Origin of the sequence: Ciceribacter sp. T2.26MG-112.2, assembly GCF_900492205.1 — a bacterium.
GTDB lineage: Bacteria > Pseudomonadota > Alphaproteobacteria > Rhizobiales > Rhizobiaceae > Allorhizobium > Allorhizobium naphthalenivorans_A.
Genome location: NZ_UEYQ01000008.1, coordinates 56,876 through 79,592, shown reverse-complemented (window position 1 = coordinate 79,592; position 22,717 = coordinate 56,876). Strand labels below are relative to the sequence as shown.

Sequence of the window (22,717 nt, the reverse complement as noted above, 5' to 3'; positions counted from 1 at the left end):
ACATTGCGGCGATGTAAATCTGTAAATGTTGTCAATTCTCGTTCCGGCTTCTTCATCGACCAAAGTTGTAAAAGGTGTGTCACAATGGCTGAGAACAAGATCTTCGCCGGCCCGAGGGTCCGGCGCATCCGCAACGGCTTGGGGCTAACTCAGACGGCGATGGCCGAGGCGCTGGAGATCTCTCCCTCCTATCTCAATCTGATCGAGCGCAACCAGCGGCCGCTGACCGTGCAATTGCTGCTGAAGCTCGCCGCCGTCTACAAGGTCGATCTCGACGAACTGCAGGGCGAGGCGGGCGGCATGGCCGGTCAACTGCGCGAGGTGTTCGGCGATCCGCTTCTGTCCGGCGAGGTGCCGGGCGATCAGGAACTGATCGAGGTGGCGGAGGCTGCGCCCAACGCGGCGGCGGGCGTCGTCAAGCTCTATCGGGCCTATCGCGAGCAGGCGGCAAGGCTCACCGATCTCGCCGAGCTCCTGGCGCGCGAGGGCCACGAGACCTCGATCTCCGGCACGCGCCTGCCGATCGACGAGGTGCGGGAGCGGTTCGAGAAGCGGGCAAACTTCCATGCGCGCATCGAGGATGCGGCGGAAGCCTTCCACGCCTCGCTCGGCCTGTCGCCCGGCGAGGATCTGGCGCCGGCGCTGAAAGGCTGGCTGCGGACCAAGCACGGCATCGTCGTGCGCACGCTTCCGATCCACACCATGCCCAATCTGCGCCGCCGCTACGACCGCCATTCGATGCGGCTTTTCCTGTCGGAGCGGCTGTCGCCCTTCGACCAGTTGCGCGAGGTGGCGATGGAAGCCGGTCTTCTGGCGTTTGGCGAGGAGATCGCCGCCGAACTGGAGGGGCTGGCCTTCTCGACCGGCGAGGCCAAGCGCCTCGGGCGCTTCGAACTGGCGCGCTATGCGGCCCATGCGGTGATCATGCCCTATGGCGCCTTTCTTGCGGCGGCACAGCGCGCGCGCTACGACATCGACATGCTGCGTTCGCGCTTCAACGTGTCATACGAGCAGGCGGCCAACCGCCTGACCATGCTGCAGCGACCGGGAGCATCCGGCGTGCCCTTCTTCATGCTCGAGGTCGACAATGCCGGTTATCGCTTCCGCAAGGCTGGCGCCCAGGGTTTCCCCCAGGCGAAGTTCGGCGGCAGCTGTCCCAAGCTCAATATTCATGCCGCCTTCGCCCAGCCGGGCCAGGTTCTGGTCGATCACGTGGAAATGCCGGACGGCACCGGCTTCCTCACCATGTCGCGCACGCTCGACGGACCGCAGGCCGGCTTCAACGAGCGGGTGCGGCGCACCGCCCTTCTCGTCGCCTGCGACATCGCCCATCGCGAGGAGGTGGTCTATGGCCAGGTGGTGGCGGGCTCGACGCTTGGCCCTGTGGCAGTGGGGACGGCCTGCCGGCTCTGCGAAAGGCAGGGCTGTCTCGCCCGTGCCGAGCCGCCGGTGACGCGCCCGCTTGGACTCGACGAAATGGTCACAGGCCTCTCCGCGTTCGATTTCCAGTAGCTCGGGCGAGGGTTTGCAGCTGCGAAGATTACCCCTTGTCGCCCGTCCATTTCCTTTCTAGTCTGTTAAAAAAAAGAGGGAATGGCTGATCGGGCGTCAGGCTCGGAGGCTGGAACAGGAGAGAAAATGAAGACCGATCTCATGCGTTTTTTGGCGTCCGCCGCGATGGTTACGCTGGCTATGGCATCCGCGGCAAAGGCCGAGGGCGTCGTGCACGTCTACAATTGGTCCGACTATATCGACGAGTCGGTTCTCGAGGACTTCACCAAGGAAACCGGCATCAAGGTCGTCTATGACGTCTTCGATTCGAACGAGATCGTCGAGACCAAGCTGCTCGCCGGCGGCTCCGGCTATGACGTCGTCGTGCCGACCGGTCCGTTCCTCGCCCGCCAGATCCAGGCCGGCGTCTTCCAGAAGCTCGACAAGTCCAAGCTGCCGAACCTGTCCAACATGTGGCCGGACATCATGGAGCGTCTGGCGAAGTACGACCCGGGCAACGAATATGCCGTCAACTACATGTGGGGCACCACCGGCATCGGCTACAATGTCGAGAAGGTCAAGGCGGCGCTCGGTGCCGATTTCAAGGTCGACAGCTGGGATGCCATCTTCAAGCCGGAGAACGCCGAAAAGCTGAAATCCTGCGGCGTCAACATCCTCGACGCATCCGACGAGACCTTCGCCATTTCGATGAACTACATCGGCAAGGACCCGGACAGCAAGGAAACGGCTGACCTGGAGGCCGGCGGCGATGTCTACATGAAGATTCGCCCCTTCGTGAAGACCTTCAACTCCTCCTCCTATATCGACGATCTCGCCAATGGCGATATCTGCATGACCATCGGCTGGTCGGGCGACATTCTCCAGGCCAAGGCCCGCGCCGAGGAAGCCAAGAACGGTGTCGAGATCGAATACGTGATCCCGAAGGAAGGCACCTATATGTGGTTCGACAATCTGGCGATCCCGGCGGATGCCAAGAACGTCGAGGAAGCCCATGCCTTCATCAACTTCCTGATGAAGCCAGAGGTCATCGCCAAGGCCTCGAACTACGTGCAATACGCCAACGGCAACCTGGCCTCCCAGGCCATGCTCGATGAGGAAGTGTTCAAGAACCCGTCGGTCTATCCGGATGCGGAAACGGTCAAGAAGCTCTTCACCATCTCGCCCTACGGACCGAAGGAACAGCGCGTCCTGAACCGGGTCTGGACCCAGATCAAGACCGGCAACTGATCGGATCAAGACCAACCGGGCGCCACAAGGCGCCCGGTTTCTTTGGACTGTTTTTTTCAATAGGCATTTGGATCGGGCGATGGCGAAATCTCTGGGACCGGTAAAGCGCAAATTTTCCCCGTGGACCGATCCCGCGTCGGTCCCCTTCATCCGGTTCGAGAACGTCACGAAGCGCTTCGGCGACTTCACCGCCGTCAAGGATCTCACCCTCGACATCTATGAGCGCGAGTTCTTCTCGCTGCTCGGACCGTCGGGCTGCGGCAAGACCACGCTGATGCGCATGCTGGCCGGCTTCGAGGAGCCGACCGAAGGCCGCATCCTGCTGCAGGGCAAGGACATATCCGGCGTCCCGCCCTATCGGCGACCGACCAATATGATGTTCCAGTCCTATGCGCTGTTCCCGCACATGACGGTGGCCAAGAACATCGCCTTCGGCCTGGAACAGGATCGCCTGCCGAAGGACGAGATCGATGCGCGCGTCGCCGAGATGTTGAAGCTCGTCAAGCTCCAGGAATTCGCCAAGCGCAAGCCGAACCAGCTCTCCGGCGGCCAGCGCCAGCGCGTGGCGCTCGCCCGCTCGCTCGCCAAGCGGCCGAAGGTGCTGCTGCTCGACGAGCCGCTCGGCGCGCTCGACCGCAAGCTGCGCGAGGAAACCCAGTTCGAACTGATGGATATCCAGCAGACTCTCGGCACCACCTTCCTGATCGTCACCCACGATCAGGAGGAGGCGATGACCGTGTCCGACCGCATCGCGGTCATGGACAAGGGCGAGATCATGCAGGTGGCGACGCCGGCCGAAATCTACGAGGCGCCGAACAGCCGCTATGTCGCCGACTTCATCGGCGACATCAATATCGTCGAGGGCAGGCTCGAGACGGTGGAGAAGGTGACGGAAGGTGCGCTGGCCACGGTGGTTTGCACCAATGGTCTCCGAGTAGTGGTCGATCAACCTACGTGCAAGGCAGAGCCCGGCGCTCCGGTTGCCTTCGCCATCCGGCCGGAAAAGGTCCGCATCGGCAGTGAGCCCCCGGCCGATACCTCGGTCAATGCGCTGTCCGGCGAGGTCTGGGACATCGGCTATCTCGGCGACTTTTCGGTCTTCATCGTCAAGCTTGCCGATGGCAGCACCTTCCGCGCCGCGCAGGCCAATACCCATCGCCTCGTCGACCGCCCGATCACGGTGGACGACAAGGTCTGGCTCAGCTGGCCGGTCGATGCCGGCCTCGTGCTGACGCGCTGAGGGATCAAGGCCATGAGCGACGCCACGTTAGCCCCATCACCGACATCCTCCCCGGCGCGCTGGCTGGTGGTGCTCATACCCTATCTGTGGATGGCGCTGTTCTTCATGGCGCCGTTCTTCATCATCGTGAAGATCTCGCTGTCGGACACGGCGATCGCCATGCCGCCCTATGTTCCGGTGTTCGACGGACTGTCGGCCATCGGATCGTTCTTTTCGGAACTGGATTTCGAGAACTACGTCTTCCTGACGCAAGATTCGCTCTACGTGAACGCCTATCTGTCGTCGCTCAAGATTGCGGTGATCTCGACCTTCCTGCTGCTCTTGATCGGCTATCCGATCGCCCTTTCCATGGCGCGCGCGCCGGTTTCGATCCGGCCCACCCTGCTGATGCTGGTGATCCTTCCATTCTGGACCTCCTTCCTGATCCGCGTCTATGCCTGGATCGGCATCCTGAAGCCGGAAGGCCTTTTGACGCTGCTGCTGCAGGCGATCGGCCTCTACGGCCCCGACGAACAGGTGCAGATCTACCGCACCGACATCGCCGTCTATATCGGCATCGTCTATTCCTATCTGCCCTTCATGGTCCTGCCGCTCTATGCCGCGCTGGAAAAGCTCGACGGCACGCTGCTCGAGGCGGCAAGCGATCTCGGCTGCCCGCCGTGGAAGGCCTTCTGGCGGATCACTTTCCCGCTGTCGATCCCCGGCGTGATCGCCGGCTCGATGATCTGCTTCATCCCGATCACCGGCGAATTCGTCATTCCCGACCTGCTCGGCGGCGCCGAGACGCTGATGATCGGCAAGACGCTGTGGACCGAGTTCTTCAGCAACCGCGACTGGCCGCTCGCCTCGGCCGTGGCCGTCCTGCTGCTGCTTTTGCTGGTGGTGCCGATCGCCATCTTCCAGAACCAGCAGCAGAAGGTGTGAGGGCGAAACGATGAAACCCGGCAAATTCGACGCGACCATCCTCACCTTCGGCTTCGCCTTCCTCTATATCCCGATCATCATCCTGGTGATCTATTCCTTCAACGATTCCAAGCTGGTCACCGTATGGGGCGGCTTCTCGCTGAAATGGTACAGCCAGATGTGGTCCAACGAGGGCCTGATGAGCGCCGCCTGGGTGACGGCCCGCGTCGGCCTGCTCAGTGCGTCGCTCGGCACGATCCTTGGAACGCTGGCGGCGCTGGCGCTGGTGCGCTATGGCCGCTTCCCCGGTCGTCTGCTGTTTTCGGGCATGGTCTATGCGCCGCTGGTCATGCCGGAGGTCATCACCGGCCTGTCTTTGCTGCTGCTGTTCGTCGCGCTCGGCATCGACCGTAGCCTGATGACCGTCACCATCGCCCATACCACGTTTACCATGTGCTACGTGGCGATCGTCGTGCAGTCGAGATTGCTCACCTTCGACACCAGCCTCGAGGAGGCGGCGCTCGATCTCGGTTCACCGCCGGTCAAGACCTTCTTCAGGATCACCCTGCCGCTGATCATGCCGGCCGTGGTGTCGGGCTGGATGCTCGCCTTCACCCTGTCGCTCGACGACCTGGTGATCGCCTCCTTCACCACCGGCCCCGGCGCCACCACGCTGCCGATCAAGATCTACAGCCAGGTGCGGCTCGGGGTGACGCCGGAGATCAATGCAGTGTGTTCGATCCTGATCGGCCTCGTCACCATCGGTGTCATCATCGCCTCGATCACCACCAAGCGGCGGGAACTGCAAAGACAGCGCGACGAGCATGTGGCGGCCCAGGCCGCCTGAGCGCCGCTTCACGCCCTGGTCAGCCGTCGTGACGTGGCATGAGCAGGTAGGTGAGAAGCCAGACCGGCAGGACGACCAACGCGCCGAGCAGGATGCGGGGGCTCGCCCAGGCGCCGGCAGCTTGCACCCCGCTCCAGAATTCCTCCGCCGTCATCCCGAAGAGGGCGAGCATGCTGTCGGTCGAAATGCCGATGAAGGCCATGAGGCTGCCCGCCAGCAGCGAAGCCAGCGCGATCTTGATGAGACCCGTGACAAACCGATACACCGCAAGCCCCTTTGAGCTCGTGCACCGGGCCGCTCATGCTCCGGTCCACCGTTGATTCGCGCTTATTTTAGGGGATTTGCAGGCGGGAGATAGATGGGGGTGATGACCGGGTCCGGCCAGGCCCCACCGATGAAGAAACGCAGGCGCGGATAGGCTGCCTCGTCGTCCGGATCGGTCGCCGACAGCTCGCCCAGAAGCGCCAGTGCATTGTCGGCATAGGGCACGATCCCACTGACGGTCAGCGTCTCGTCCGGGCCGACGAGGCGGGCTTTCAGCACTTCGGCCGTGCCGCTGGCGAAGCGGGCGCTGTAGTCGAGCTGGTCATAGGGCATCGACCCGTCGCCACCGGCGCTCAGCTGGAAATAGGCGCTGGTCGACGCCAGCCTGCGGATCGCCGGCGCGTCGATGCCGGTCAGCACGCCCCCTTGTGAGGCGAAGGTGAAGATGCCGGACATGTCTGACAGGCCGGTCTCCCAAGGGGGCTGCCGGATATTGACGGTGAGGTCGACCGAGCCCTTGCCGCGCGCCACCGGTCCGGCGACCTTCAGGTGATCGGCAACGGCGGAGAAATCGGCATTGCGGATCGAAAGCGTCAGGTCGCCGCCGCGGGCAAAGCCGCTGCCGGCTCCGATGAAGCTCGCGGTCAGGTCGCCGCCTTCGAAGGCCGCGTCAGCAATGTCGAACTGCGCCGCCTTGCCGGTGGCGAGGATGCTGGCGGCGACGTCGCCCAGTTCGAATGGGGGCAGGTCGGCGCGCGTGGCCGATAGCGTCAAGTCGAAATCCAGCCACTGCAGCAGGCGCGGCGGACGCTCCGTCGCCTGGCTCTCCTCGTCAGCCGAGGGAAGGTCGAGCGAGAAGGCGGAAAGCAGCCGTGTGATGTTCAGCCGGTCGAAGGCCAGCGTACCGCTGACCCGCGGTTTTGCCCCAGCCGGGCGCGAAAGCGACAGGATGCCGGTGCCATGGATGTCGTTGACGTCGAATTCCAGGCCGTCGAGGCGCAGTTCCTCGCCGACCCGCGCCAGTTCGGCCGTCAACTGCGCCTGCTTGACATTATCGAGGCCGGCAAGGCGGATGCCGCTCCACGCCTTGAGTGCTGCGATGTCCTTGGCGCTGAGCGCGAGCGCGCCCGAGCGGAAGAGGCCGTCGGTGAGATTGACGATGCCGTCGAAGCGCGCGGCAAAGGCGGCGGCATCGAGCGTGGCGCTCAAGCTCGCGTCTCTGCCGGAGAACAGCAGTAGTGGCTGCGGCGAGGAGAAATCCAGCTTGATGGCGAGCCCGCCGGCATCGAGCTGGGCGGTGGCCTTGAGCGCCTGTGACAGTCTCGGCCAGGCGATCTCGGCCGATATACCATTGACCACGAGCAGATGACCGGAGGTCTCGTCGGTGAGTTCGATCGAGCCGTCCTCGATCGTGACCGCGCCGACGGATGCGTCGAATTCGGCCCCGAGCATCTGCGCATCCCCGTCGCGTGGCTCTACCTCGCGTACCGCGGCGCTCAACAGGCCTTCGCTCGCCCAATCGAGCCGGCCGTTGCTATCCCGGTCCACATGGAAACGCGGGCGCAGCAGGTGGAATGCGTCAAACTGTGGCCGGCCGCGCATCGCCGAATAAAGGCCGAAGGTCGCTGACAGCTTTTCGATCCGTCCGAGCACCTCCATCCCGTCGGCGCCGGGCTTGCTGATCGTGACGCCATTGAGCGACACGCGCGGCTTGGGCCAGAATTCGATCTCCGGCGTGCCGGACATCGTCACCTGATGGCCGGTCCATTGCGAAACGGCCCGCTCCATGGCGGAGCGCACGAGGCTAGAGGAGACGAGATAGGGAGCGGCGATGCGCGATACGACGAACAGCGCCGAGACGACGACGAGCGCGACGAGGACCACGCGCAGGATGCGTCGCACGACCGGTTGTCGGCGCCGGCACTCTTCGCCTGGTCTGCGCTCGTCGGGCATGAAGGACCCCGGGCTCCATCGGCCGGGCAACGGCCCGGTCTCATCGTTCTGCCGGATATAGGAATTGCCGCCGGCATGCAAACCGGCTGTCTCCTCCGGGACTTTATATTGCGTTGCAAACTGCTATACAGGCTATGTTTTTGAGGAGGAACGCATGCAACAGGAAATGCCGCTCTGGACCCCGTCCGACAGCCAGATCAAGTCGTCGCCGATGTACCGCTTCATGACCTGGTGCAGTACGCGCGTCGGTCGCGATTTCTCCGACTATGATGCCTTCCATCAATGGTCGGTCGCCGACCGCGCCGCCTTCTGGTCGGCGGTCTGGGACTATTGCGGCGTCAAGGGGGAGAAGGGCGAGCGGCTGCTGGAAAACGGCGACGTCATGCTGGAGGCGCGGTTTTTCCCCGACGCCCGGCTGAACTTTGCCGAAAACCTGCTGAGCCTGAGCGGCGACGACGACGCGATGATCTTCCGTGGCGAGGACCAGGCCGAGGACCGCTGGTCGTGGGATCGCCTGCGCCATGCCGTTTCCCGTCTGCAGCAGGCTTTCCGCGCCATGGGCATCGGGAAGGGCGACCGCGTCGCCGCCATGGTGCCGAACATGCCCGAAACCGTGGCGCTGATGCTGGCCGCCGCCTCGATCGGCGCCATCTGGTCTTCCTGCTCTCCCGATTTCGGCGAGCAGGGCGTGCTTGATCGGTTCGGCCAGATCGAGCCCAAGCTGTTCCTTGCTGTCGACGGCTATTGGTATAACGGCAAGCGGCAGGATACGGCGGAGAAGGTTAAGGCGGTCTCGGCCAAGCTCGGCGTGCCGCTCGTCGTCATCGCCTATGCGGGCGACGCTCCGGCGATTGCCGAAGCAGTGCCGGGAGCAAAGACGCTTGCCGATTTCGTCGCACCCTACGAGGCCGGCGAGATCGCCTTCGAACCTCTGCCGTTTTCGCATCCGCTCTACATCCTGTTTTCCTCCGGCACGACGGGTGTGCCGAAGTGCATCGTCCATTCGGCCGGCGGCACGCTTCTGCAGCACCTCAAGGAGCAGCGTTTCCACTGCGGGCTGGAGCAGGGCGAGCGGTTCTTCTATTTCACCACCTGCGGCTGGATGATGTGGAACTGGCTGGTCTCGGGGCTCGCCTCCGGCGCGACGCTCTGCCTCTATGACGGCTCGCCCTTTTATCCCGACGGCAATGTGCTGTTCGACTATGCGGCGGAGGAGCAGTTTGCCTTCTTCGGTACCTCGGCCAAGTATATCGACGCCGTGCGCAAGGGCGGCTTCACGCCGAAGACCACCCATGACCTGTCGTCGCTCAGGATGATGACCTCGACCGGATCGCCGCTGTCACCGGAGGGCTTCTCCTTCGTCTACGAGGGCATCAAGTCAGACATCCACCTCGCCTCGATCTCGGGCGGAACCGACATCGTTTCCTGCTTCGTCCTCGGCAATCCGCTGAAGCCGGTCTGGCGCGGCGAGATCCAGGGGCCGGGCCTCGGTCTCGCGATCGACGTGTGGGACGACGAGGGCCGGCCGGTGCGCGGCGAAAAGGGCGAACTGGTCTGCACCAAGGCCTTCCCGTCCATGCCGATCATGTTCTGGAACGACCCGGACGGCGCCAAGTATCGCGCCGCCTATTTCGAGCGTTTCGACAATGTCTGGTGCCATGGCGATTTTGCGGAATGGACCGCGCATGACGGCATCGTCATCCACGGCCGATCCGACGCCACGCTCAACCCGGGCGGCGTGCGCATCGGCACGGCCGAGATCTACAATCAGGTCGAACAGATGGAAGAGGTGCTGGAGGCGCTGTGCATCGGCCAGGACTGGGACGACGACGTGCGCGTGGTGCTGTTCGTCCGGCTCGCTGCCGAGCGCGCCCTCGACGAGGATCTGGTCAAGGCGATCAAGACCCGCATCCGCACCGGCGCCTCGCCACGCCACGTTCCGGCCAAGGTGATCCAGGTCGCCGACATTCCGCGCACCAAGTCGGGCAAGATCGTCGAACTGGCGGTACGCGATGTCGTGCATGGTCGCGTAGTGAAGAACAAGGAGGCGCTGGCCAATCCGGAGGCACTCGACCTGTTTTCCGGGCTCGAAGAGCTGAAGTCCTGAAACAAGAGGGATTTGGCTGCCGAGGAACAAGGCGTCGGCTCGGAATTGCGTCAATCGGGGTGACATCCGTCACCTAGGGTAACGACTTGTTAAGGCGCATTTGGCATACCTTGACCAAGTTGGAGGCCCACCATGAACGTGCGGCTTGGAACCTCTGGTTCACGATACATGATGTTGATCGACCCAAGCTCCAGTTGAACAGCATGAATTTTCAGGGCGGCGCAAGCCGCCCTTTTTTCATGGGCTCGCCCCGGATCAGCGGGGGCGGTCGAGCGAGCGGGACACCAGGATGACCGGGATCAGGCCGGCCAGGATGATGATGATCGCCGCCACCGAGGCATCCTGCACCTTCGAGCGCGAGGCATCCTCGTAAACCAGCGTCGCCAGCGTGTTGAAGTTGAACGGCCTGAGCAGGATGGTGGCCGAGAGTTCCTTCAGCGTTTCGATGAACACCAGCAGAGCCGCGGTCAAGACGGCGGGGCGCATGTTCGGCAGGAGAACCTGCCGGAAGGTCTGCCACGCATTGCGGCCCAGCGTGCGCGCTGCCATGTCGAGATGCGGCGAGAGCTTCTGGAAGCCGGCGTCGATCGTGCCTTCGGCCATGGTGAGGAAGCGCACGGTCGCCGCATAGACGATGGCAAAGCCGGTGCCGGAAAGAAGCAGGCCGGAGGAGACACCGAACGCGGAGCGCAGGGCGCCATCCATCAGGTTGTCGAGCATGGCGAGCGGGATCAGCACGCCGATGCCGAGCACGGTTCCGGGAATGCCGTAGCCGAGAGAGGCGAGGCGGCTTGCGCCGGCAGTGAGCCGCGATCGTTCTGTCCGGACGGCATAGGCCAGCACGAAGGCGAGGATGACGGTGAGCAGCGCCGCCGCCGAGGAAACGAGGACCGAATTGCCGAGTGCCTCGAGGAGGCGCGGCTCGGCGAAATCGTCGAGGCGGCGCAGGGCAAATCCGGCCAGCACCGCGACGGGGATGACGAAGCCGACAAGGACGGGCAGGGCGCAGAGGAGGGCCGCGCCCCAGCCGCGCCAGCCGGTAAGCTTCAGCCGCACGGCGTCGATGGTGACGGCTGTCGTCTTGTGGCTGGCGAAGCGCTGGCGGCGCCGCGCCCGGCGCTCGATCCACAGGAGAAGCACGACGAAGACGAGCAGGACGGAGGCGATCTGGGCGGCGCCTGCGAGACTGCCGCGGTTGAGCCAGGTGTCGTAGATCGAAAAGGTCAGCGTCTGGACGCCGAGATATTCGACCGCGCCGATGTCGTTCAGCGTCTCCATCATCACCAGCGTCAGCCCGACCATGATGGCGGGCCGCGCCATCGGAACCTGGACCTGCGAAAAGACGCGCCACGGACCGGCGCCGAGGGTGCGCGCCACATCGGCCGCGGCCCGCCCCTGCATCAGGAACATCGATCGGCAGGCGAGATAGACATAAGGGTAGAGCACTGCCGTCATCACCAGCACGGCGCCACCGAGCGAGCGTACATTGGGAAAGCTGTAGTCGCGCGCCGAGGCAAAGCCGAACAGGCCGCGATAGAGGCTCTGCACGGGGCCGGTGAAATCGAGGAATTCACCGAAAGCATAGGCTGCGAGGTAGGACGGTATGGCGAGCGGCAGCACCAGCGCCACCGAGAGAAGGCGGCGGAACGGGAAATCGCAGGAGGCGACCAGCCAGGCGCTGACAATGCCGATCGAAGCGGTCAGCGCGCCGGTCAGCGCCAGCAGGAGCAGGGTGCGACCGGTGGCGCGCGGCACGACATTGGTCAGCATGTGCTGCCAGTTCTCGCTGCCGCCGCTCAAGCCGATCAGGAAGATGGCAATGATCGGCATGGCGACGAGAGCCGAGGCGGCGATCGCCGCGATCGTCGCCAGGGAAAGCCGGCGCCGCACCGGACCGCAATCCGTTTTCTGCGCTATGCGCGCTTCCGCTGCCAAGGCTTCGTCTCCTGCGTTTCCCATTGTCGCCGCGGCGCTGGACGCCACCGTGCCTGAGCCGGTCTAGCCGAAACCGGCTGGGAAGGAAACGGGCTTGGCAAAAGCCCGGCAGACGGTCCGCATGGGCCGCTTTTCCCCAAGGGGTAGGAAACGCCCGTGAACGGGTCTTGCCGTACCACGTATCGGATCTGTCGCCGGCCTTCGCCGGCTCAGTCGGCCAGCACGCGCTGCGACGGGAAGGTGATCTCCACCAGCGTGCCCTCGTTCGGGGAGGACGAGATTGAGAAATGGGCGCGGTTGGCGTCGACCATGGCCTTGGTCAGCGGCAGGCCGAGCCCGGTGCCGTCGCCGCGATTGCGCGCCCCGGTCTGCACCTGGCGGAAAGGCTTCATCGCTTGTTCCAGCTCGGTGCGGCTCATGCCGATGCCGGTGTCGCGGATCCTCAGCGCCACGCTGCCGTTCGCCTCATAGGCGGTCGAGACGATGATCTGGCCACCCGACGGGGTGAAGCGGATGGCGTTGGCCAGGATGTTGAGGACGATCTGCTTGATCGAGCGCATGTCGGCGACGACGTTGGGCACGGCCTGCGACAGCGCGGTCCGGATGATGACGCGCTGGCCGTTGGCCTGCGGCTGGATGATCGAGACCGCCGCCTGGACCGTTTCGTTCAGCCCGACGGCGGTGAAGTCGAGATCCATCTCGCCTGCCTCGATCTTGGAAATGTCGAGCAGGTCGTTGACGATGTCGAGCACGTGCCGGCCGGAGCGCACGATGTCATTGGCATATTCGCCATAGCGCGGATGGCCGAGCGGGCCGAAATGCTCGTTGGCCATCATGTCGGCAAAGCCGATGATCGCATTGAGCGGCGTACGGATCTCGTGGCTGACGCGGGCGAGGAAGTCGCTCTTGTGGGCGTTGGCGGTCTCGGCGGCGCGCTTGGCGTTGCGCAGTTCTTCCTCGGTCCGCTTCCATTGGGTGATGTCGCGGATCACCGCGCAATAGCCGTTCGACGAGGTGAGCTTGCCGATCGTCATGAACAGCGGCAGGAAGCCGCCCGAGGCTTCGCGGCCGATCACCTCGCGGCCGTCATTGAGGACGCTTGCAACCCCATGGCCGGAGAGCCCGCCGAGATAGTCGAGGATCGACTTCTGGCTCTCATGGGCAAACAGCATGACGAACGGCTTGCCGCGCGTTTCCGTCTCGTCGAAGTTGAACAGCGCGCTGGCCGCCCGGTTGAGCGAGCGGATGTCGCCATTGGCATCGAGTATGACGACGCCGTCGGTCGCCGTCTCGAGGATCGATCGCAATTCGTCGACCTCCACCTGCAGGCGGGCCAGCTGTTCGGCGCGGGCCTCGCCCTGCAACTCGGCGACGGGGAGCGGGACGACGGTCGAAGTTGCCGCCTCCGCAGTTTTTTCGGGTGTGCTCTGCGTTGCGCTGCCTGCCGGGATCAGCGCCAGCATCAGCGCGGTCGCGCGCTCGAAGCGCACCGATTGCAGGCGCGCCGTGACCGGCACCAACTGGTCGTCGGCGCGCACGATGACGACCCGTCCGGCCTCTTCGCTCGCCCCTTCCAGGTCCTGCCGCTGGATCAGCACGTCGAGGCCGCCGGCGGTATCGAGATCCTCGATCGAGGCATAGCCGGTCAGCGCCAGGAATTCCGGATTGGCGTGGATCAGCCGGTCGCCGACATGGATCAGAAGCGCGACCGGCATGAGGTCGACGATTTCGGCCGAGAGCGCATTGTCGCGCTTGAGACGCAGCGTGGCGAATTCCTCGACGGCCGGGTCGACCGGCCAAGGCCCTGTCGCGTCCGGCGCCTGGGGGGCGGGAATGTCGGCGATGGGCGCAAGCGGAGCCGATTGCAGAGCATCCGGCGCTTTGGACAATTCACCCGTCTCGATCTCGCCTGTCTTGACCTCACCGGTCTCGATTTCGCCCGTCTCGATTTCGGCGGTCTCCAGCTCGGCTGCGCGCTCCTCGGCAGCGTCCGGTTTGGACTTGTTCCCCTCCGAAGTCTCCGTCGCCGAGGCGGCCTCGTTGCGGCGGATCTCGCTTAAGGCCTCGGCGGCCTTTTCGCGCAAACCTTGCGGGTCGAGCTTGCGGGCGATCTCCAGGAAGGCTGCCTGTTCGCCGGGCGTCAGGCCCTCCTTGCCGCGGGCGCGGCGTTCCTCGAGTTGCACCACCTTGTCGGAATGGCGGCGGCCGGGCGTCTCGACGATCTGCAGCGCCGGAGGCTCCACCGCGCCGCGCTCAGTCGGTCTAGCTGCCTCTGTGGCGGTCTCTGGGAGCATTTCGAAGAGGTCCGGCTCGCCCTTGGTTGCCGGCACTTCGGCGAGGGGCGCGGGCGCGGCGCTCTGCGACCCATCGGCAACGGCCGGCGCCTCGGACGCGCTGATCGACGGCTCGCGCAAGGACACGGGCTGTTCGCCCTCGGACGCATCGTCCGCCAGATCCTCGATGGGCGCGTCCTGCGGCAGGCCATCGAGCAGCGAGACGACGGGCACGGGTTCTGCCGTCGGCTCGATCATGCCAGCCGCCACCGATTCGCTCGGTGAAGCGGGCGCGGCGAAGGTCAGGCCGGTGCGGTTCGGGTCTTCGACCGCATCGGCCAGCCGGACGATGCCGAAGCCGCGAAAGCCGTCGAAGTCGCGGCTGCGGGTATAGGTCGGCAATGCGGCGAGATCGACGGGCACCATCAGGGTCGTGCCTTCCACCGGCCAGTGGATCGTCTTGCCCGACCAGGTGTCGCGCTTCTTCAGCAGTTCGCCGATCTTTCCCTCGGGATCGAGGTTGAACAGGGCGGCGAGGTCGGTAAAGGCGATGCCGTTGATGTCGGCGGCACGCGGGCCGACGGCCTCGGCGAACTCGGCCGAGACATCGCAGAACCGCCCGTCGGCGTCGATCTTCCAGACGAACCGAGTGGCGCGCCGTTCCGGCGAAAAGACGAAGGCGGCGCCTGGCGCAGCATGCGCGCGTGCGGACGGTGCGGCCTCGACCGGAGCGGGAACGAGCGGGGCGCCGACCGGCTCGGCCGAAGTTCCGGCAACGGTGTCCGACTCCTCGGCTTTTGCGTCGGGGCCCATGTCGGCTGCAGGAGGCGCGTCCGGCGCGATCTCCGGCGTGGCGGCGGCGGCAAGTGGCGGGACGGCGTCGGGGGCAGGCGCCTCGACCATCTCGCCGGCATCCGCCGAAAGGGTGTCGGCCTCGGCTCCGGTGTCGGCGAGCGGGCCGGCTTCCTCCTCGAAGGTCTCGACCACTTCGGCCGCCGCTTCGGCAAGCACCGCGTCGTCCGGCGTGGCGACCTCGGCCGGACCCTCTTCGGAACCGCGGTCTTCGGCCGCTTCGTCTTCGGAAGTCTCGTCCAGCGCCTCGATCTCGTCGCCGTCGAATTCCTCGATCTCGCCGATCGCTTCGACGACGTCGGCAAATCCGGCCTCGGCCTCGACCACGCCGGCCGTAACCACGGCCGCGGTCTCGACGGAGACGGCCGGCTCGCCCGCGGGCATCTTCTCGACGGCGGGGGCGATCGGGCCGGTGGGTTCCTCTGTCTGGAACTGGTCGGTCGGGTCCATGGTGCCCAGGATGGTTTCCACCGCGAACAGCAGATGCAGCGCCGGATCGTCGCTGAGCTTGCCGATGGCCGCCGGCAGATAGCCGCGCCCGGTCGGGATCGGCCGCTTGACCAGATGGTCGGCATCGGTGCCGGCCAGCGTCACCAGCGTGCGGGCGGTCTGCGGGGTGATGCCGAGACCGGCAAATTTCGCCGAGGCGACGACCACCCGGCCCTCGCCGTCGAGCACGGCCATGTGGGTATCGGGATCGTCGAAGCCGCTCAGCATGTCGCCGGCGCGTTCGGTAAGGCTGCCGGCCTTGCCGAGCGGCGGAACGGACAGGAGGATGACGGGCTCGCCGCGGCGGATCTCGACCATCTCCGCCGTCGCCGTCACGGGAACGCGTTGGAAGCCGGAAGCGATGCGCAACAGCAGCGAACGGCGGTCGCCAACCGCACTCAGTTGGCGGGCCACGCCCTCGATCTGGCGGAAGGCGACGTCGCCGCGGTTCGGTCCTTCCTCAAGGAGATCGTAGATCGAGGCATTGCCGAAGAAGCGTGCGCCGGCGCCATTGGCCCACAGAACCCGGTCGAGCGCGGGCGAAAACACGACGAGCGCCTCGCCCCGGGCAAAGCGCGGGCGGATGCTGTCGTGAACGGCGACGTCGATGAACGGGTATGGAGCGGGCATCCTGGGACCTGTCTTAGCAATTGCCGTCACCTGCGGCAAATTAACAGATTTTTAATAGCTAGGCACGGCTTTCGGGTCCAGCAAGGTGCGACTGTTTCGACCAACAGGGTTAATCCGCAAGGCAGGCGAGAAAATTCATGTTGCAGCGCACAATAATATTGCAATGCACAATGGGTGGTGCTATATGGAGATCATCGAACACAACCGGGCCCGCCCATCGCTGACCCGCTCAAAGATGAGGATCACTGACATGGCTGCCAATTCCCAAAAGGACGTCTTCTCCTTCTCCGCCACCGCATTCGACCCGGCAAAGGTCAATGAAACCTTCCGCGACTTCGCCGAAAAGGGCGCAGCCCAGTCGAAGGACGCCTATGCCAAGATGAAGACCGCGACCGAGGAAGCCACCAAGACCGTCGAGACCACGCTCCAGACCGCCCAGGCCGGCACCGTCGAACTCGGCCTCAAGGCCATCGACGCGCTGCGCACCAATGCCGAAATGTCGCTGTCGCACATGGAAGCCCTGCTCGGCGTGAAGTCGATCGCCGAACTGGTCGAACTGCAGACCTCCTTCATCCGCAAGCAGGCCGAAGTCACCGTCGAACAGGCCAAGACCATGCAGGAAGCCGTCAAGAAGGTTGCCGAAACGGTCGTGAAGCCGGGCAAGGAAGCCGCTGAAAAGGTCATGTCGACCTTCAAGGCCGCCTGATCAAAGACACATGTCCTCCCAAGGACTTGAGGCCGGGACACCTTGTCCCGGCCTTTTTTCGTTTCGCGCAAAAAAGGCTTGAAAAAGACGCGAACTGCCCGTATGTGACCCCCCAAGGCGTCGTTCGCGCCTGATGTGCGGTTGTAGCTCAGTTGGTTAGAGCGCAGGTTTGTGGCACCTGAGGTCGGAGGTTCGAGACCCCCCAACCGTACCATTTTTTTCTTAGTGGATGACGGCGATCACTCGATCGCTTCTAAGATGACCCGATCCAACTATGGGGCAGACGAGCCACCGTGCGGACATAGCCTAGCCGAATATGTCACGCCCTTTGTAGGTGAAGGAGACGGTGACGTTGAAGGTCATCCTCCGAAACGCTAGCCATGCGTCAAGAAGTTGGCCAACGTAGTCCTTCTCTGAAAGTACTAAAAGATGTCGCGGATAGTCGACTTTGCAGCTCCATGGAAACGGCAGCGACGGGTTCTCGAAGCTGCCTTCTTCGATCCATCGTCGCCTGTACCAGTAAGCGGCCATATCCGCCGCCTGTAAGGGCATAAGCATCACGCTTTTCCCGAACATTGGTAACTGGCCCATATTCTCCCGAATGAAAGGGTCGGCATTCTTCAGGTATGTAGGCCAAGTCTCACAGACTGTTTTAGAGATCTGGTCCTGTTCATCAAAAGTAAAATCGACAGGGTCTCGGTACATTTGTGCCAGGGTGTCAGTTAAGGCTTTCGATGCCATGTGGTATGGCAGGTCGTTAGAATAAGGAAGGCCGACCGTTTTGCAGGCACTCTTAAGTGGTTCGATTGGTGCGGCAATGCATAGCAGGCAATGAACGTGCTCCTCTATGGCCTTATACAGATATCCGTTCATTTCCGGATAGCTGTGCACACGCTGAACCATCTTAAATTCTGCCAAGCGCAGTTCACCCAGCCGCGTTTTCCATTTAACTGAAAATGCGTCCCACTCCTTGGCACACGCGATGTATCCCGCCAATATCAGTACTTTGTCGGTCTCTAACGAGTCGTCAATGTAGGCTTTCCAGACCAAGAGGTTCTCCATCCAAAAGCGACAGATCCGGGAAACATACACAACGGTCAGGCGCGCTATTAGATGCTTGTCACTGACCAAGAGTCGCGTAATTGTACGCGACTTTCTCCCTCGATGGCAGTGCGCTAAATTGAGCTACGGGGAGACGGCGCGATCCGCATTCTGGAGCGGCACCTTACCTCACCCCCCGCCTTGACCACGCCCGCGCCCGGCGATAGTCAGCTTACGTCCTACCCCATTCCCCTCCACCGCCGCCGCGCGGATTTTCCAGGCCCCCCATGAAGCCCAAGGATCTTGCCGTCTATGTGTTCCTGGCTGTCGCCTGGGGCTTGTCGTTTCTGCTGGTGCTGAAGATCGTTGCTGCCTTCGGCTGGGTCGGCGCCGTCACCTTTCGCTCCTTCATCGCCGGGATCACGCTCTTCCTCCTGGCGCGCGTCAGCGGGCGAAGTCTGACATTCCGGGCCGGCTGGTGGCCGTTTGCGGTGGTCGGGGCAACGACCGTGGCCGGGCAGTTGATGGGATTGTCCTATGCCACGCCGCTGATCGGCACGGCCATGGCGGCGATCCTGGTGGCGACCATTCCGATGTTTGCCATGGTGATCGGCCAGCTCCTGGGCCTGGAGCGGATCACGCCGGAGCGTCTGGTCGGGCTCGTCATCGGTTTCGTCGGCGTGGTGCTTCTGGTCGGCTTTCCGGCCGTGCCGGTCGATACGGCCTTCGTGCTCGGCTGTGCCGGCGCGCTGTTTGCCTGCGTCTGCGCCGCCTTCGGCAGCAATTATGCCAGCCACAGGCTGAAGGGCACCGGCGCCTGGGAGGTGACGATCGGCGCCTTCCTGATGGGCGGGCTGATGACCCTGCCTTTGCTCTTCGTCGTCCCGGTGCCGGATGTGCCGCGGGTGATCGACTACGGCTATCTGCTGATCGCCGCGGTGGTGATGAGCGCCATGACCTATGTGCTCTATTTCGGCCTGGTGGCCTCGATCGGCGCGACGCGGGCGATCAGCGTGGAATTTGCCGTCACCGCGATCGCCGTCCTGGTCGGGGCCGTCTTCCTCGGCGAGCCGCTGTCGATCGTCCAAATGGTCGGCGCGGTGGTCATCATCGCCGGCTGTGCCGTCGTGCTCGGCCTTGTTTCGGGCCGCAAGGTCGCTCCTCTGGAAGGCTGAACCGCGAAAAGGCGGTACGTCGCCGCCTGCTCAGGTGACGAGGAAATAGACGCCGCAGGCGGCAATGACGAGGCCGAGCGCCCGCACGATCTTGCCCTCGAAAAACCGTCCGAGACCGAAGCCGACGCCGATGCCGAGGATGTGAATGAGGCCGGTCGAGACGACGAAGCCGACGGTATAGGCGGCCGGATCGACGGCCCGCGGCGCCTCCTGTCCGTGCGGATAGCCGTGGAAGAAGGCGAAGACCGCGACGATTGCGAGCGCCGCCCATTCCGGGGCGACCCAGCGCGCCGCGATCGAACCGCCGAGCACGATCAGCGAGAGCGCGATGCCGGTTTCGATATAGGCGCCGGGACCGATGCCGAGCATGCCGAAGATGCCGCCGATGCACATGATCAGCGGGAACGTAGCTGGCAGCGTCCAGACGGAACGCCCGCCCATCTGCGCACCCCAGAGGCCGACCGCCAGCATGGCGAGAAAATGGTCGAAGCCCGCCAGCGGATGGCCGAAACCGCTGCCGAACCCGCCCATCACGCCGCCCAGCGCGTGCGCGGAGGCCGGGCTGGCCGAGAGGCACGTCGCGATGACGACGAGGAAAGGGCCGGCGAAGGCCGTCCCGGTCGATTGGAGCTTTCCGCTTGAGCGCCGCGCACGAGTCATGCGTCGTCCCTTTTTTGTCTGCGGTGAAGAAGGCGAGGGCGTTTGCGCCGGTGCTTCGCTGTATAGTCCGCGCGCCCGGATGCAGCAACGCCGGAAAAACAGCGGTCAGACGAAGATCCGCCGGTTCTCGTCCACCAGTTCCTGCAGGAACTGCACCACGGTGCGCACGCGCACGAGCTCGCGCGCGCTCTCGTGATAGGTCGTCCAGTAGGCGCGGCGGATGGTGACCTCGGGCAGGATGCGGACCAGCTCGGCATGCTGGCGGGCGATGTAGTCGTGCAGGATGCCGATGCCGGAGCCGGCGCGCACGGCCTCCGTCTGGCCGATCGCCGACGAGATCTCGAACGAGCTCTCCCAGCCGCGCATGATTTCGCCGGTATAGGATAGCGAGGCGGAATAGACGAGATCCTCGACATGGCCGATCAGCGTGTGCTCGCGCAGGGCGTCGATGTCGAGAGGCGTGCCGGCTTCCGTAAGATAGGCCCGCGAGCCGTAGAGCCCGAGCGTATAGTCGGTGAGCTTGGACGAAATGAGGCGACCCTGTTCCGGCCGCTCGATGGTGATCGCGATGTCGGCCTCGCGCTGCGACAGCGAAAAGGCGCGAGGCACCGGCACCAGCTGGATCTTCAGGGCCGGATAGCGCCGCGTCAGCGTGCCGAGATGCGAGGCGAGGAAGGCCACGCCGAACCCGTCGGGCGCGCCGATCCGGACCGTGCCGGCGACCGCGCTGTCGACCCGGCCGATATCGGATTGCGCCGCCAGCATTTCCGTCTCCATGCGCTCCGCCGCCCGGCTGAACACCTCGCCCTCGGGGGTCAGTTCGCAGCCATTCGTGCGGCGGATGAGAAGCCGGGTCTTGAGCGACTCTTCCAGCGCGGTGATGCGGCGCGACAGCGTGGCATGGTTGATGCCGAGCCGCCGCGAGGCCGAAAGGATCTGGCCGGAGCGGGCGACCGCGAGAAACATGCGCACGTCATCCCAGTTCATGGGGTATCTCCCGTCTTCGTGTCATTTTCCCCTCCCCAACCCCTCCCCACTAGGGGGAGGGGCTTGACCCCGCCCGCAGCGCTGGCGTCGCTATACTCCGACGCCCCATGAAACGTGGTGACGGAGCGGGCGTCGAACCCAAGCACCTTTGGTCCGTTACCAGTGGACCCACTGGCTCAAATCCGAGCGCCAGGCCGGACCGAAGGATCGCCGCTCAAGCCTGAAGGACGGCTCGAGCGATCCAACGGATGCAAGCCTAGCCCCTCCCCCTTGTGGGGAGGGGTTGGGGAGGGGGATGCCAAACAGTCGAACTTCAATTCCTGCACAACGGATGCGTAGAACATCCTGTTGCGTTGTGCAAATCGAAGCGCATACTCGAAACCAGTCAAAAGACCCCTGAGGAGGCACATCCATGCGTGAAATCGGCCATTACATCGGCGGCAAGCACGTCGCCGGCACGAGCGGACGCTCGAGCAACGTCTTCAACCCGGCAACCGGCGAGGTCCAGGCGACCGTGGCGCTGGCAAGCGAGGCTGAACTCGATGCCGCGGTGCAGAACGCCAAGGAAGCGCAGCCGGGCTGGGCCAATACCAATCCGCAGCGCCGCGCCCGCGTGTTCATGAAGTTCGTCCAGTTGCTGAACGACAACATGGCCGAACTGGCCGAAATGCTCTCCAAGGAGCACGGCAAGACGATCGAGGACGCCAAGGGCGATATCATCCGCGGGCTGGAAGTCTGCGAATTCGTCATCGGCATTCCGCATCTGTCCAAGAGCGAGTTCACCGAAGGCGCCGGCCCCGGAATCGACATGTACTCGATCCGCCAGCCGGTCGGCATCGGCGCCGGCATTACCCCGTTCAACTTCCCGGGCATGATCCCGATGTGGATGTTCGCGCCGGCGATCGCCTGTGGCAACGCCTTCATCCTGAAGCCCTCCGAGCGCGATCCGTCGCTGCCGATCCGCCTTGCCGAACTGATGATCGAAGCCGGTCTTCCGGCCGGTGTTCTGAACGTCGTCAACGGTGACAAGGGCGCGGTCGACGCGATCCTCAATCATCCGGACATCGGTGCCGTCTCCTTCGTCGGCTCGACCCCGATCGCCCGCTACGTCTATGCGACGGCGACCGCGAGCGGCAAGCGCGCTCAGTGCTTCGGCGGCGCCAAGAACCACATGATCATCATGCCGGACGCCGACCTCGACCAGGCCGCCAACGCCCTCATCGGCGCGGGCTACGGCTCGGCCGGCGAACGCTGCATGGCGATCTCGGTCGCCGTTCCGGTCGGCGAGGAAACCGCCGATCGCCTGATCGCTAAGCTCGCCCCGATGGTCGAGAAGCTGCGCATTGGTCCGTATAACGACGAAAAGGCCGATTTCGGCCCGGTCGTCACCAAGGAAGCCCAGACCCGCATCCTCGGCCTGATCGACCGCGGCATCGAGGAAGGCGCCAAGCTCGTCGTCGACGGCCGCGGCTTCAAGCTCCAGGGCTATGAGAACGGCTATTTCGTCGGCGGCTGCCTGTTCGACGACGTCACCCCGGACATGGACATCTACAAGACCGAAATCTTCGGACCGGTTCTCTCGGTCGTTCGCGCCAAGAACTACGAGGAAGCCCTCTCGCTGCCGATGAAGCACGAATACGGCAACGGCGTCTCGATCTACACCCGCGATGGCGATGCCGCCCGCGACTTCACCAGCCGCATCAATATCGGCATGGTCGGCGTCAACGTTCCGATCCCGGTTCCGCTCGCCTATCACACCTTCGGTGGCTGGAAGGCCTCGTCCTTCGGCGACCTCAACCAGCACGGCACCGACTCGATCAAGTTCTGGACCCGCACCAAGACGGTCACCTCGCGCTGGCCCTCGGGCATCAAGGACGGCGCCGAGTTCTCCATCCCGACGATGAAGTAAGCCGGTT

16 protein-coding genes and 1 tRNA gene are annotated in these 22,717 nt (G+C 64.3%); 10 read left to right on the top strand and 7 right to left on the bottom strand.

Going from position 1 to position 22,717, the window contains the following annotated elements; translation table 11 throughout:
* The first annotated feature begins 84 nt into the window (after positions 1–84).
* From DYZ14_RS13725 to DYZ14_RS13705, 5 genes are all read left to right on the top strand, one after another.
* Positions 85–1,512, top strand: a complete 1,428-nt coding sequence (locus tag DYZ14_RS13725; protein ID WP_154721202.1) for a helix-turn-helix domain-containing protein — start codon at positions 85–87, stop codon at positions 1,510–1,512.
* Between the two features lie 126 nt (positions 1,513–1,638).
* Positions 1,639–2,739, top strand: a complete 1,101-nt coding sequence (locus DYZ14_RS13720) for a polyamine ABC transporter substrate-binding protein (protein WP_154721201.1) — start codon at positions 1,639–1,641, stop codon at positions 2,737–2,739.
* A gap of 79 nt (positions 2,740–2,818) precedes the next feature.
* A complete protein-coding gene (locus DYZ14_RS13715) occupies positions 2,819–3,979 on the top strand; it encodes an ABC transporter ATP-binding protein (RefSeq protein ID WP_154721200.1) in 1,161 nt (386 codons plus the stop codon).
* Positions 3,980–3,991: 12 nt separating this feature from the next.
* Positions 3,992–4,903: an ABC transporter permease subunit gene (locus tag DYZ14_RS13710; protein WP_154721199.1), complete on the top strand. Its 912-nt coding sequence runs from the start codon at positions 3,992–3,994 to the stop codon at positions 4,901–4,903.
* A gap of 10 nt (positions 4,904–4,913) precedes the next feature.
* Positions 4,914–5,729, top strand: coding sequence for an ABC transporter permease (locus DYZ14_RS13705; RefSeq protein WP_154721198.1), 816 nt, complete (start codon positions 4,914–4,916; stop codon positions 5,727–5,729).
* A gap of 19 nt (positions 5,730–5,748) precedes the next feature.
* On the opposite strand, the gene DYZ14_RS13700 is transcribed toward DYZ14_RS13705, so the two are convergent.
* Both DYZ14_RS13700 and DYZ14_RS13695 read right to left on the bottom strand, forming a co-directional pair.
* Positions 5,749–5,994: a DUF6460 domain-containing protein gene (locus DYZ14_RS13700; RefSeq protein ID WP_232365547.1), complete on the bottom strand. Its 246-nt coding sequence runs from the start codon at positions 5,992–5,994 to the stop codon at positions 5,749–5,751.
* Positions 5,995–6,056: 62 nt separating this feature from the next.
* Positions 6,057–7,946 carry an AsmA family protein gene (locus DYZ14_RS13695; RefSeq protein WP_154721197.1) on the bottom strand — a complete coding sequence of 630 codons (1,890 nt, stop codon included), beginning with the start codon at positions 7,944–7,946 and terminating at the stop codon, positions 6,057–6,059.
* Between the two features lie 154 nt (positions 7,947–8,100).
* Here DYZ14_RS13695 and DYZ14_RS13690 point away from each other — a divergent pair, with 154 nt between their 5' ends.
* Positions 8,101–10,053: an acetoacetate--CoA ligase gene (locus tag DYZ14_RS13690; RefSeq protein WP_154721196.1), complete on the top strand. Its 1,953-nt coding sequence runs from the start codon at positions 8,101–8,103 to the stop codon at positions 10,051–10,053.
* A gap of 255 nt (positions 10,054–10,308) precedes the next feature.
* Here the strand turns inward: DYZ14_RS13690 and DYZ14_RS13685 are convergent, their stop codons facing one another.
* Both DYZ14_RS13685 and DYZ14_RS13680 read right to left on the bottom strand, forming a co-directional pair.
* On the bottom strand, positions 10,309–11,883 hold the full coding sequence (locus DYZ14_RS13685) for an ABC transporter permease (protein ID WP_232365550.1): 1,575 nt from the start codon (positions 11,881–11,883) through the stop codon (positions 10,309–10,311).
* Between the two features lie 314 nt (positions 11,884–12,197).
* Positions 12,198–16,232 (bottom strand): ATP-binding protein, encoded by a 4,035-nt coding sequence (locus tag DYZ14_RS13680; RefSeq protein WP_154721194.1) that lies wholly within the window; start codon positions 16,230–16,232, stop codon positions 12,198–12,200.
* A 250-nt stretch (positions 16,233–16,482) separates the two neighbouring features.
* Here DYZ14_RS13680 and DYZ14_RS13675 point away from each other — a divergent pair, with 250 nt between their 5' ends.
* Both DYZ14_RS13675 and DYZ14_RS13670 read left to right on the top strand, forming a co-directional pair.
* A complete protein-coding gene (locus DYZ14_RS13675; protein ID WP_115668386.1) occupies positions 16,483–16,938 on the top strand; it encodes a phasin in 456 nt (151 codons plus the stop codon).
* Between the two features lie 137 nt (positions 16,939–17,075).
* A tRNA-His gene (locus DYZ14_RS13670) sits at positions 17,076–17,152 on the top strand.
* Between the two features lie 92 nt (positions 17,153–17,244).
* Here the strand turns inward: DYZ14_RS13670 and DYZ14_RS13665 are convergent.
* On the bottom strand, positions 17,245–17,988 hold the full coding sequence (locus tag DYZ14_RS13665) for a DUF3800 domain-containing protein (protein WP_154721193.1): 744 nt from the start codon (positions 17,986–17,988) through the stop codon (positions 17,245–17,247).
* 278 nt (positions 17,989–18,266) lie between these two features.
* On the opposite strand from DYZ14_RS13665, the gene DYZ14_RS13660 reads away from it, so the two are divergent.
* On the top strand, positions 18,267–19,154 hold the full coding sequence (locus DYZ14_RS13660) for a DMT family transporter (protein WP_154721192.1): 888 nt from the start codon (positions 18,267–18,269) through the stop codon (positions 19,152–19,154).
* 30 nt (positions 19,155–19,184) lie between these two features.
* On the opposite strand, the gene DYZ14_RS13655 is transcribed toward DYZ14_RS13660, so the two are convergent.
* Both DYZ14_RS13655 and DYZ14_RS13650 read right to left on the bottom strand, forming a co-directional pair.
* Positions 19,185–19,814: a HupE/UreJ family protein gene (locus tag DYZ14_RS13655; RefSeq protein WP_154721191.1), complete on the bottom strand. Its 630-nt coding sequence runs from the start codon at positions 19,812–19,814 to the stop codon at positions 19,185–19,187.
* Positions 19,815–19,919: 105 nt separating this feature from the next.
* Positions 19,920–20,801: a LysR family transcriptional regulator gene (locus tag DYZ14_RS13650; protein WP_154721190.1), complete on the bottom strand. Its 882-nt coding sequence runs from the start codon at positions 20,799–20,801 to the stop codon at positions 19,920–19,922.
* 412 nt (positions 20,802–21,213) lie between these two features.
* On the opposite strand from DYZ14_RS13650, the gene DYZ14_RS13645 reads away from it, so the two are divergent.
* Positions 21,214–22,710, top strand: coding sequence for a CoA-acylating methylmalonate-semialdehyde dehydrogenase (locus DYZ14_RS13645; protein ID WP_154721189.1), 1,497 nt, complete (start codon positions 21,214–21,216; stop codon positions 22,708–22,710).
* Positions 22,711–22,717 lie beyond the last annotated feature (7 nt).